The following is a 13,077-nucleotide window of genomic DNA, read 5'->3' as shown; positions in this document are numbered from 1 at the left end:
TATGCGCATATTTAACATGCATGCAGGCTTTTTTCTGTGTGTGAGTTTTGCTGCTCTATCATTTCAATTGGTTGAAAAGGCCAACGATGATATTTGTTTAAATAGTGCTGTGGATGAAGATAATGAACAAATTTAATAGAACAAAAATAGCGGTTTTTTCGCTTGCCCTCTTTTCTGTGGGATTAACGAACACGGCTTACTCCTCAGAAAACCATGCAATAAACGACGCAGAAAGCAATTCAGAACATGAAACAGGTATCACACTATCACCAGAGAAAATGTTGATAGCTAATATTATTGTTGAGCCAATATTGCCAAAAGTACATTTCAATACTGTTTATGCACCTGGTGAAATAAAAGTAAATGGTTATCAAAGCTATGTGGTATCACCTAGAACTGAGTCAGTTATCATTAAAAGACATGCAATTTTAGGTGAACATGTTAATAAAGGTCAAAGTTTGGTGACGCTTTTTAGTGAGGCGATGGCTCAAGCGCAAGCTGACTATCTTATTGCTTCAACAGAATGGCAACGCGTTAAAAAATTAGGAAAACAAACGGTTAGTGAAAGTCGCTTACTCAGTGCAGAAACAACATTTAGTGCCGCTTATGGTCGACTTTTCGCGTTTGGTTTAACCGACGAAGCCATTAAAAATATTTCTCAAAGCATTTTAAAAGGTAATAGCACTTCCTTTGGGCAATATACACTAACCGCCCAACGCGCTGGTATTGTATTAAGCGATGATTTCGCGCAAGGACAACGGGTTGCTGCTGGTGATGAAATTATGCTGTTAGCAGATGAAAACGACTTATGGGTTGAGGCCAAAATGGCGCCAAGTAAAAAGTTAAACTTATCAATAAATTCACCTGCTATTGTCACCTTAGATGGACAGAATTATAAAGCGAAGGTGATCCAAGAAGCACACACTATTGATCCAATCACCAGAACACGGATCGTCAGGTTATCAGTGGCTAATATTGATGACAATTTACATTCAGGCATGTTTGTTAAGGTCAATTTTCAGTTTGAAAGCGATAACCAAGTGATGGCGGTACCTGAAAATGCGTTAATTCGCGGAGCTGATGGCGACTGGATTGTTTTTGTTGAAGATCACCCCGGTGAATTCAACGCAATAGAAATTGAATTAGGACAATCATTTGGAGATTTTCGAGAAATTATTGGTTTAGCCAGTGGTAGTAAAGTCGTCACCAAAGGTGCATTTTTTGTTGCTTCGGAAATAGCGAAAGGCGGATTTGATCCGCATAACCATTAGGAGTAGTAATCAATATGTTTAATAAAATGATTGATTGGTCTATCAATAACAGACTACTCGTATTAATCGCTTTAATTGTCACGTTAATTAGTGCTGTGATGGTTATTCCTAACCTTAATTTAGATGCCTTTCCTGATGTTACTAATGTACAAGTAGCCGTAAATACTGAAGCACCAGGTTTGGCTGCAGAAGAAGTTGAACAGTTAATTACCTACCCTATTGAAGCAGTTATGTATGCTTTACCTGATGTTGAGCAAGTACGTTCAATATCTAAAACGGGATTATCTGGTGTAACTGTTGTTTTTAAAGAAGGTACCGATATTTATTTTGCTAGGCAGCTCGTTTTTGAACGACTGCAAGCAGCCAAAGAACTAATACCTAATGGCGTTGGTACACCTGATATGGGACCTAACACCTCGGGTTTAGGGCAAGTTTATCAATACTTACTTATTGCCGACAAAGATTCTGACTATGATTCAATGTCGTTGAGAAGCTTAAACGATTGGATAGTGAAGCTACTCATTATGCCGGTAGATGGCGTAACGGATGTGCTGTCATTTGGTGGGAAGGTAAAACAATATCAGGTTAATGTAGATCCCTCAAAACTGCTTTCTTATCAAATATCTCAAGACGATGTTGTTGAGGCTTTAGAGCGCAATAATGCCAACGTTGGCGGTTGGTATATGAATAGAGGTCAAGAGCAATTAGTCGTTAGAGGCACAGGTTGGTTTAAAAGTGGTAAAGCCGGCATAGAAAGTATTAAACAAGTCCCAGTGAAAAGTGTTGAAGGTACTGTTATTACGGTAGCTGACGTTGCAAAAGTTGAGTTAGGCAGTGAGATTCGCCAAGGTGCTGCAACGATGACTCAACGGGATGAAAATGGGAATATTGAACCATTAGGTGAAGTAGTCTCAGGTATTGTATTAAAGCGAATGGGCGCGAATACAAAGGCAACAATTGATGGCATCAACGCTCGCATTGATCTTATTAATCAAGCATTGCCAAAAGGGGTAAGGTTTGAAGCATTTTATGATCAAGCCGACTTAATAGAAAAAGCCATTAACACGGTTGTTGAAGCTTTATCACTGGCATTTATCTTCATTGCTATTGTAATTTTTTTGTTTTTAATGAATTTCAGAGCAACATTCCTGGTACTTATTTCTATCCCTATTTCAATTTGTATTGCTTTAATGGTGATGGCTTGGTGGGAAGTTTCTGCAAATTTAATGTCTTTAGGTGGCATTGCTGTCGCCATTGGTATGTTGGTTGATGGCTCTGTGGTCATGGTTGAAAACATGTTTAATCACCTTAACAAGACAGAAATAATTAATGAAAGTAAATCAATACATACAAATACCTCAACTTATGCACAAAAAACAGCATCACGGGTTCCTGATTTAGATGAAAGCCCCTACCCTGCTAAAAGCAATAATCACAGCATAGATCGACGATTGAAACAGGCAGGTAAAGAAGTTGCTCGACCCATATTTTTTGCAGCGTCTATTATTATTGTTGTTTTCATGCCTTTATTTAGCTTTGAAGGCGTTGAGGCAAAGTTATTTCAACCGATGGCGATTAGTATAATTTTAGCGGTAATATCGGCAATTATGGTGGCCTTATTAGTTGTACCTGCTTTAGCCACTTTCATGTTTAAAAAAGGCCTAAAAAAACGAGAAAGCTTTGTACTGAAACCGCTAGATAAATGGTATAAAAAAGGGCTGAAAATCGCACTGAACAGTACTAAATTAGTGATTGTTACTTCTCTTATATTTGTTATCTCGGCCTTTGCTCTTATCCCTCAAATAGGAACTGAATTTGTACCCGAGCTAGAAGAAGGCACCATTAATTTAAGGGCTACCTTAGCGCCATCATCGAGTTTGGAAACAGTCTTAGCGGTAGCACCGATACTTGAACAAAAGCTTATGGAATTTCCTGAAGTAACTTATGCATTAAGCCGCATTGGTCGCGCAGAGATCGGCGGCGATCCTGAGCCAGTAAATAACATTGAAATTTATATCGGCTTAAAACCAGTATCACAATGGAGAAGTGCCTCTAATAGATTTGAATTACAACGGCTAATGGAAGAGTCTTTAGCTGTTCATCCTGGACTTTTATTAAATTTTTCTCAACCTATAGCAACACGTGTTGATGAGCTTTTATCGGGTGTAAAAGCACAGTTAGCAATCAAACTGTTTGGACCTGAGCTAGATGTTTTGGCCAGTAAAGGCCAAGAGCTTGAAGCGGTAATCAAAACAATTAATGGTGCACGCGATGTGGCACTAGAGCAAATTGAAGGTGAAGCACAGTTAGTTATTGATCCTAACAGGCTAGAGCTATCACGTTTTGGCCTGTCAGTAGGAGACATTATGGATGTAGTTCAAGATGGTATTGGCGGAGTTGAGGCTGGACAAATAATCAACGGCAATGAACGGTATGATATTTATGTGCGCATTGAAGAACAATACCGCAAAAATATAGACACTATTGCTGATATTAGACTTCAATCACCCACGGGTGCTTGGGTACGTTTAGGAGATGTAGCCACAGTCACTTATCAGTCTGGCCCTCCTCAAATTAGACGCGATGATGTACAGCGCCGAGTGGTTATTCAGGCAAATGTGCAAGGTCGTGATATGGGAAGCGTGGTCGCTGATATTAGAGCTGCAATTGCAGAAAACGTTACATTACCCGCCGGATATTCAATTGTTATCGGGGGACAGTTTGAAAACCAGCAACGTGCCCAAAAAAGGTTGGCTATTGTCGTCCCTATTTCTTTAGCCTTAATTGCCTTACTGCTTTATTTTGCTTTTGGTTCAGTTGGACAAGCAATGTTGATACTCGTTAATGTACCGTTAGCTGTAATTGGCGGAGTTTTCTCACTTTACATATCGGGACAATATTTGTCAGTGCCAAGTTCGGTTGGCTTTATCACACTCTTTGGCGTAGCAGTGTTAAATGGCGTAGTGATGGTTGAGAGTATTAATCAGCGTATAAAAGATGGCTTAGCAAGCAATAAAGCGATATTTGACGGTGCTACATCAAGGTTGAGACCAGTTCTGATGACAGCAATTACCTCTGCGTTAGGCTTAATTCCTATGTTAATATCTAATGGTGTTGGCGCAGAAATTCAAAGACCTTTAGCCAGCGTTATTGTCGGTGGCTTAATCACTGCAACGTTATTAACCCTCTTTGTATTACCCGTGTTATATCCTTGGTTTTCAAAAAGAAAAATTAAAGAGTTAAGTTATTAAATCGTTAGCAGCAAAATAAATAGCCTTGCCGCGCAAAGTATGAGGCTATTTCTTAATATGCTTAACTAAAATTAGCTTTATCAAAAAATAACATTAAGCCCGCTTATACAATTAAATAAAAGGTTATTAAGTTGAGTTCAGGTTGATTAGTAAAAAGAAAAACACCATGATAGTTACTCTTAATTATTTTGATGGAATTCTTTATGGCTGGCGCTAGTTTACTTACTTTACTTGATGATATTGCCATGTTGCTCGATGACATTGCTGTATTATCGAAAGTAGCTGCGAAGAAAACAGCAGGTGTTCTTGGTGATGACCTTGCCGTCAATGCAGAACAACTTTCTGGTGGTATACGTGCTGATCGAGAGCTACCTGTAGTTTGGGCGGTATTTAAAGGTTCAATGCTCAACAAGGCCATGTTAGTTCCTATAGCCCTATTACTTAGCTATTTCTTACCCATGCTCATTATGCCGCTACTTATGCTAGGTGGAGCCTATTTATGCTATGAGGGTTTCGAAAAAGTTTGGCATAACTTTACAGATAAAGCTGCGGTTGAAGCGCATAAAGCAAAGTTGAAATCCGCATTACAAGATCCAAACATAGATTTAAAAAGTTTTGAAAAAGATAAAATAAAAGGCGCTATTAGAACAGACTTCATATTATCCGCTGAAATTATAATTATTGCCTTAGGTACTATTGCTGATAAAGACATTTCAACACAAATATCAGTATTGGTTTTTGTCGCTATTTTAATGACTGTTGGCGTATATGGATTAGTTGCATGTATTGTTAAAATTGATGATGGGGGTTTAGCACTAATACAAGATAAGTCGGCATCGATATGGGGAAAGTTCAAACGTGCTTTAGGGCGACTGATGATTGGCTTTGCTCCGAAATTAATGAAATTTTTAGCCGTTGCAGGCACGGCAGCCATGTGGCTTGTTGGTGGTTCACTTATCACACACGGTATACATGCCACGCAAGCTTACATAACAGCCGTCGCTGATTTTATGGCAACAGCTCCATTTATCGGAAATATACTTTCAAGTATTACACCATTGACCATCGATTTAATTGTTGGTTTTTGTTTAGGCGCTTTGTTGGTTTTTATTGAAGTTATGATTAGAAAAATAGTCGTTAAGCCTAAGCATGCATAGTTTTACAAATCGTTATGCTGTGTAGTTCAGGTGACTCAGAATTTCTTTTTGATTCAACCACTCATATGGGATTCCGTATTAAGTGAACTACGGAATGACGGCGCTCTCTACATTATGCTGACGCTTTGTCGTCATTCTGAATATCCTCTGTCATTGTGAAGATTCTCCGTCATTCTGAACTTGATTCAGAATCTCTCACTTTATCCAGAACCACGCTTGTATAACCTCTGCTTCGGTATCAAGTATTAATACTAATTTAGGGACTAGTCGATAAAAACGCTCTATTTAACGAGTAAGCCCGAAAGCAAAGGCGACTCAACTTATTTAACGCTATTCTTTCGGTAAGTATACGGGTAAAATCCCTCCTTTAAAATTATACCAATCAAAGTTGTAGAGTAGGTTATAAAATGAGTTCTGAAATTGAATTATTAGCACCCGGTGGCGATGTTGATGCGATTAAAGCGGCAATTATTGCTGGTGCCGATGCGGTTTACTGTGGTCTAGATACATTCAATGCCCGAAATCGAGCGTCTAACCTATCCTTTGATGAATTAGTGGGTGTTATTCGATTAGCACATCAGTATCAATGTAAAATCTTCCTAACGTTAAATATCGTTATTTTAGAACGTGAGTTTAAATCATTAGCAAAATTGCTAAGTAAATTAGCAAATACCACGCTTGATGGCGTAATAGTGCAAGATATTGGCATGTTCAATTTAATCACCAAGCACTTTCCGACATTAGATATTCACGCGTCAACACAGCTTACTACGCATAATGTTGGGCAAATACCTTTCTTGAAAAAATTGGGTGCTTCTCGCGTTAATTTATCAAGAGAGCTAAACCTAAAAGAAATAGCCGTAATCACTGAAGTAGCAGAAGAATATGAAACCTTAGTTGAAGTGTTTGTTCATGGTTCACTGTGTGTTGCTTTTTCAGGTTTATGTTATTCAACCTCAGCCAGTGTTGGTAATTCAGGTAATAGAGGCCGTTGTAGCCAAGCTTGCCGTGAAGAATATGAAACAACAGAATCAGGCAATAATTTTCCATTAAATATTAAAGATAATTCCGCCTTCTTCGACTTACCTGCACTTATTGAAGCAGGTGTTCATTCATTTAAAATTGAAGGTCGTATCAAAGGCGCTAACTATGTACATACCATAGTAGATAGTTTTAGAAAACAAATTGATGGCTTCGTAAATACTGGCGAGCTAACAGAAGATGGCGAACGTCTTTACCAAGTATTTAACCGTGACTTTTCTAATGCTTTCTTACGTGGTGACTTGAATCAGTCAATGTTTATTGATAACCCACGCGATAATTCAACTAAGCATGCCGTTGATAAAAGCAAAGCAATTTCTGTGGTACAAATACATGAAGTTGAACAAGAGCTTCATCAACAAAACAAAGAAATTAAAGCCACTGTTTTTGATAAAATAAAACATTTAACCATTGAAAAACTGCCACTGACATTAACCTTTTCAGGTGCACTTGATCAGCCTTTAACGATCACCGCAAATGTGATTGAAAAAGACGATAATATTGAATTTAAAGTGCAATCAACCAGCTTACTTACACAAAGTGATAAAGCGAGTATTGATTCAAGCGTTATCGATAAGCGTTTTAAAAGCTTTAACAACAACAGCTATAATTTAACAGCAATTAATATTGATAATTTAGCACAAGGGTTAAGTATTCCGTTTAAAGAATTAACCGAATTGAAAAAGCAACTCGCGTTAACCTTAAATAACAACAAAGCAGTATTACCAGAAGTGACACTGCCACCACTTAAAAATTATCCTAAGCCAACAAACGCTCAAGCAGAATACGTTAAGCCTAAGTTATCTTTACTGATTTGTGATGAAGAAGATATTAATTTAACTAATGTAACAAATGCTAACGTTTACTTTAAATTACCTGATGCTTACAAGCGTGGTTGCACTAAATACGTTGATTTTTTCAAACAAAATCCAAAATTAATCCCATGGTTTCCATCGGTATTAATAGGTAAAGATTACGACGTTGCTTTAAATATTTTACAGCAAGTAAAACCTGAACTGATCGTAACAAATAACACAGGTATCGCTTATGAAGCATACCGGTTAGGCATTAAATGGATTGCAGGTCCATTCTTAAATACAACTAACTCTTATGCTTTATTAGCGATGAAAGAGACGTTTGACTGTAGCGGCGCGTTTATCTCAAACGAAATTAACAAGCAACAAATGAGAAGTATTGCCCGCCCTGAAAACTTTGAATTGTTCTACAGTATTTATCACCCTATTTTATTAATGACTAGCCGACAATGCTTCTTCCAACAAAGTGTCGGTTGTGACAAACCAAGAATAGATAACGGTTGCATGCTCTCGTGTGATAAATCAACGAGCATAACCAACTTGAAAGGCGATAACTTTGCTATTGATAAACAAAAAGCAGGTTACCCAAGTATTTATAATCAGGATCAGTTTTTAAACATGGAGATCATTAACGATCTTTCTGATTTATATGACGGCTTTATGATTGATCTAACCAACATTGGCGCTGGCGATAAAGAATCACCAGACAAAGCTGTACTGATCAAACAGTTTGAACAGCTACTAGCTAAAGCAGCAGATGAAAAAGAAGTTGCGCACAATATTAATGCACTAGTACCACAGTCAACGAGTGTTCAATACCATAACGGCCTTTAGTCTTTAAGGTACAGAGAAGTACTTATATTATCGATATTAAAGACGAATTGCTTTTAAGGCAATTCGTCTTCAAATATTTATAGTTTATTGATTGAAACTCAACCTATAGACTACAAATCCCTAATTAAATATTATTACTCTGCGATAAAAAAAGATTAACCTTATTAGTATTATCTTTTTTAATACTAACTTTGCCTGAGCTTCTCAAAAATTCAATTAAAGAGCTTGGATCGTTACTTTCGAAAATTCCGGTAATAGGCAAGCGAGATAATAAATCTGATTCAATCACTATTTGCAGTTGATTATAGCGATTGAACTCATGAATTACGTCTTCCAATGTATCATTTTTAAAAATTAACTGGCGTAATTTCCATGACGTCTTTTTATTTAAATCAGCATTAACATCGGTAGTGATCTTCCCATTAGCCTGAACAGATGCTTCTTGACCAATAGTGACAATAAGTGTTTTAGATGATTTCAAATCTAAATCTGTATTCTCTGATAATCTGATAGTATTTTCTTCAACATCGAGTTTTTCATTATTAACTATCTGGTTAGTTAAGGCCACTTCACCAGTAATAACGGTAAGTTCCACTTTCCCCTGCTTATCCCTAACATTAAATTCAGTACCTACCGCTTGAAACATAACACCATCAACCCAGACTCTAAAGGGTTTATCAGGATTATGTGCGACTTTAAATATCGCTTCCCCCCGATTAAGGTGGATATTTCTATACTGTTCATTGTAGTCGATTTTTATATTAGTTAAGGTGTTCAAATAAACAATTGTGCCATCACTTAACGTAATACTTCTTTGCTCGCCTAATACTGTGGTGTACTGATTACGATCTTGATTAGGTACTTTTAAATTAGCAAAGGTATCGTTAGTTAAAGAAAAATAGTGCAGACCATATAAGCTACAGACACTTATTATAACGCTCGCAGCTAAGGCTAATAATATGTTACTAAAACTTTTTTTCTTTGTGCTATTTTCTCCTAACGGTGCTTTATTTTGCATAGAATCAAAAGCAATAACCGCAGATGTGGGCTGATTAATTTTTTCAATTAAGGCATCTACAGATATTTTTTTGTTGGCATCAATACCTTCTAATAAGTTAAAAATAGCGCCTGCATGTAAAAACTCTTCAATATGCGCAGGACTTTTCAATAACCAATTAGATAGGTCAACTTTTTGTTTGCTATCAAGCTCGCCTTCATCATATAACATTGCCCAATGGCTTGCTTGCTCAATAATATTATGATTATTCATGATGGATCACCCATACTGTGTGCTTTTCGACATTCAGCAACTGCTCTTGTTAAATACTTTCTCACTGTGTGAATAGAAATTCCAAGCTTATTAGCGATATCGCTATGGCTTAAACCATCTCTTTTTCTCATCAGTAATACAGTTTGATAAATAAGCGGAAGATCTTCAATGATTTTTTCAAGATCCTTAATAGCCTTTGAAGTTTCGTAATTAAGTTGAGGGTCATCAGCCGAAGGAATATCTTCTACTTCCTCTAAGGGATAAGTCACGTTCTCACAATGTCGTTCACTTTTAATTCGCATTTCATAGACTAAATTAGCTGCAATACGAAAAAGGTAAGCTCTTGGCTGTTCAATCAGATCTGTTCGCTCTACCCGAATAAGTCTGAGATAAGTTTCTTGTGATAAGTCTTGTGCCTGTTGTTTATTAGTAGAGCGTCGAAGTAAAAAAGAAAATAATTCTTTATATGAACTTTCATATAATCCTTTAATAAAACGACTTTTTTTATTTACGGTACTTTTGCTCATAGATTCTTATATCATCATAAAATAGTTATGAAAAATTCATTATTAATATTTTTAACTGGATGTTTAGTTAATAAAAATAACATTTAAATATCCCCATTTAATAAGAGTGTTGTAGATCAAAGATTGGGTACAAAAAAATAAAATTAAAAAATATAAATTAATTAGTACCTAAAAATGATCTGTCGTAACTCTTCATTAATAGGCGAGAAAAATATCACAAGCTTTATTGTATATAAAAAACAAAAATTATATGGTTATAGGAACCTAAACATGAAAATAAAAACACCCGTGTGGAAAAAGAAACCAATATTACTATCTATTTTGTTATCTTTGGCTGGAAACTTCACTGTTGCAATGGAGGCAAGTGCTCAAGAAGCTGCAGCAGAAAAGCAAGTTACGATAAAAATTGAAGCGCTCCCCCTTGACGATGCTTTACAAAGTGTTGCTCAGCAGTTTGGCAAGCAAATCGTATTTTTTTCTAACGTAGCCGAAGGATTAAAAGTTCAACCATTTTCAGGTTTATATAGTGAGCAAGCAGCATTAAATAAGCTTCTGCAAAATACAGAACTTCAATTTCGTTATATTAATAAAAAAACTATCGCGATTGAAGAAGCTCAACCAGGAAAAAAGCTTCCACTGTCACCACAAAATTCAAGTAGTAAACAACCTAAAACAACAACAGAAAGTACTGATAATTTAACGGAAGCTGATACAGCTAATGTTAAAAAAGATAAAAGAGTTATAGAAAAAATTATCGTTACAGCACAACGTCGATCGCAAAACTTACAAGAAGTACCTATTTCAGTATCTGTAATGAAAGGTGACTTGTTAGACAGCGCAAGCGCAAGTGGTGCGGATATACGTTTTATGTCGGCACGAATTCCAAGCTTAAAAATTGAATCTTCATTTGGCCGCTCATTTCCACGTTTTTACATGCGCGGTTTAGGTAATCAAGATTATGATTTAAATGCTTCTCAGCCAGTATCCGTAATTTATGATGATATTGTTCAAGAAAGTCCTATATTAAAAGGCTTTCCTGTTTTTGATGTTGAGAGTATTGAAGTACTACGAGGTCCACAAGGTACTTTATTTGGCCGTAACACCCCTGCTGGTTTAATTAAGTTTACGTCTAAAAGACCAACACAAGACTTTGAAGGATACTTAACCACATCAATTGGTTCATTAAATACTATTTCAACGCAAGCAGCATTAAGCGGTGGTTTAACCGATACTGTATCAGTACGCTTATCTGTATTAAATCAAACACGTGATGATTGGATTTCAACGAAAGCCCCTGGATTTGAAGAAAAAGATGTTTTAGGTGGATACGATGATAAAGCGGCAAGATTACAAGTTTTGTACGAACCGAATCAAGATTTTTCAGCACTATTCAATTATCACATGCGTGATTTAGAAGGTACGCCAACAGTTTTTCGTGCCAGTGCAATAAAACCGGGAACAAATGACTTTGAAGATGGCTTTGATCGAGATGTCATTTATCATGATGCCGCACAAAGAGCGACTCAAGATGTTGAAGTCAATGGCGGCAGTGTTAAATTAGAATATGTTGTTAATAATCATACCTATACCTCTGTTACAGGTTATGAATCTGTTGAAATGTTTTCACGTGCGGATGTCGATGCCGGTTACCGTGTCAGTAGTTTTTCAGACCCTTCAGGCTATACCGGTGAGCTAGGTACCGTTCCTTCATTCTCAGTAGAAAGTGCCGATGGTATACCGGATCACAGTCAATTTTCTCAAGAATTTCGTATTGCTTCAAACGAATTAGGAAGATTTGATTATCAAGCTGGTTTTTTCATTTTTTCAGAAGATCTTGATATAGACACTTATCACTACAATGAAGATGGCAGTGTTAAACGTTACCTAACACAAACACAAAAAACTGATGCATGGGCATTATTTGCTTCAGGAGACTATGATCTAACGAATGAATTGAAGATAACAGCAGGTATTCGTTATTCAAAAGATAAAAAAGATTATGTCGCGCAACGCATTATATCAACTGCCAGTGATGGAGAATTTTTTAACCCTTTTTATGCTAACCCTGAAGATTCAGCAATCAGCTGGGACTTAAGTGCTAGTTATAAATATTCTGATGATATTAACTTATATAGTCGTATTGCTAAAGGCTTCAGAGCACCAAGTATTCAAGGCCGTATTGTTAGTGGCAGTGACCCTAAGTTAAGCGTTGCTGATTCTGAAACGATACACTCTATTGAATTCGGTACTAAATCCGATTTATTAGATGGCGCAGCTCGTGTTAATTTTGATATTTTCTACTTTCAAATGAATGATCAACAAATGACAGCCCAATCTTCATTTGATGAAGGTGCCGCTAAAGAATTGTTAAATTTAGATAAAACGGTAGGATATGGCTTTGAAGTGGATACAGAGTACGCAATTACTGCTGATTTATTAATGACCTTAGGTGTTAGTTATAATAAAACTGAAATTAAAGATACCGACGTTGCTATTTCTACCTGTAGTTTCTGTACTGTTAGAAATTCAGTTAATGAAGATGGTTTAATCGGTGTTGATGGACTGTCACTACCCCGTGCTCCTGAATGGATCGGTAATTTCACATTACGTTATAGTAAAACATTGGGTGATGGTGAATTTTATGTTTATACCGATTGGTCATACGCAAGTTCAGTACAATTCTCTTTAATTGACGCAGTAGAGATGCATCAAGACCCATACTTAGAAGGTGGTATTCGTGCTGGTTATAACTGGCCAGTAAATGAATATGACCTTGAAGTAGCGGCTTTTGGTCGAAATATTACTGACGAAACATCACTCATCGGCGGACTCACTCTTAACAATCTATCAGGTATTGTTAACGATGGGCGTTTTTGGGGAGCAGAGTTTAAAATTAGCTTTTAAACCTTAG

At 36.7% G+C, this 13,077-nt stretch carries 8 protein-coding genes; 6 read left to right on the top strand and 2 right to left on the bottom strand.

What is annotated here, in order from left to right:
• Position 1: 1 nt before the first annotated feature.
• The 5 genes from GQS55_RS20155 to GQS55_RS06085 all read left to right on the top strand — a co-directional run bounded on the left by GQS55_RS20155 (position 2) and on the right by GQS55_RS06085 (position 8,369).
• Positions 2-136 (top strand): hypothetical protein, encoded by a 135-nt coding sequence (locus GQS55_RS20155; protein ID WP_268892431.1) that lies wholly within the window; start codon positions 2-4, stop codon positions 134-136.
• Positions 123-1,271 carry an efflux RND transporter periplasmic adaptor subunit gene (locus GQS55_RS06100; RefSeq protein WP_236559776.1) on the top strand — a complete coding sequence of 383 codons (1,149 nt, stop codon included), beginning with the start codon at positions 123-125 and terminating at the stop codon, positions 1,269-1,271. Before GQS55_RS20155 ends, GQS55_RS06100 begins: the two co-directional genes overlap by 14 nt.
• Positions 1,272-1,285: 14 nt before the next feature.
• Entirely contained in the window at positions 1,286-4,522 is a 3,237-nt protein-coding gene (locus GQS55_RS06095; RefSeq protein ID WP_159818913.1) for an efflux RND transporter permease subunit, read from the top strand.
• Positions 4,523-4,725: 203 nt separating this feature from the next.
• Positions 4,726-5,679, top strand: a complete 954-nt coding sequence (locus tag GQS55_RS06090) for a DUF808 domain-containing protein (RefSeq protein ID WP_159818911.1) — start codon at positions 4,726-4,728, stop codon at positions 5,677-5,679.
• A gap of 407 nt (positions 5,680-6,086) precedes the next feature.
• Positions 6,087-8,369: a peptidase U32 family protein gene (locus GQS55_RS06085; protein ID WP_159818910.1), complete on the top strand. Its 2,283-nt coding sequence runs from the start codon at positions 6,087-6,089 to the stop codon at positions 8,367-8,369.
• A 124-nt stretch (positions 8,370-8,493) separates the two neighbouring features.
• Here the strand turns inward: GQS55_RS06085 and GQS55_RS06080 are convergent, their stop codons facing one another.
• On the bottom strand, positions 8,494-9,639 hold the full coding sequence (locus tag GQS55_RS06080; RefSeq protein WP_159818908.1) for a FecR family protein: 1,146 nt from the start codon (positions 9,637-9,639) through the stop codon (positions 8,494-8,496).
• Entirely contained in the window at positions 9,636-10,166 is a 531-nt protein-coding gene (locus GQS55_RS06075) for an RNA polymerase sigma factor (RefSeq protein WP_159818906.1), read from the bottom strand. Before GQS55_RS06075 ends, GQS55_RS06080 begins: the two co-directional genes overlap by 4 nt.
• Before the next feature lie 270 nt (positions 10,167-10,436).
• On the opposite strand from GQS55_RS06075, the gene GQS55_RS06070 reads away from it, so the two are divergent.
• Positions 10,437-13,070 (top strand): TonB-dependent receptor domain-containing protein, encoded by a 2,634-nt coding sequence (locus tag GQS55_RS06070; protein ID WP_159818903.1) that lies wholly within the window; start codon positions 10,437-10,439, stop codon positions 13,068-13,070.
• The last annotated feature ends 7 nt before the right edge of the window (positions 13,071-13,077 follow it).

Origin of the sequence: Colwellia sp. 20A7 (genome assembly GCF_009832865.1) — a bacterium.
Lineage (GTDB): Bacteria > Pseudomonadota > Gammaproteobacteria > Enterobacterales > Alteromonadaceae > Colwellia.
Note: the sequence above shows the minus strand (reverse complement) of the source record. Positions and strands in the feature narration are given on the sequence as shown.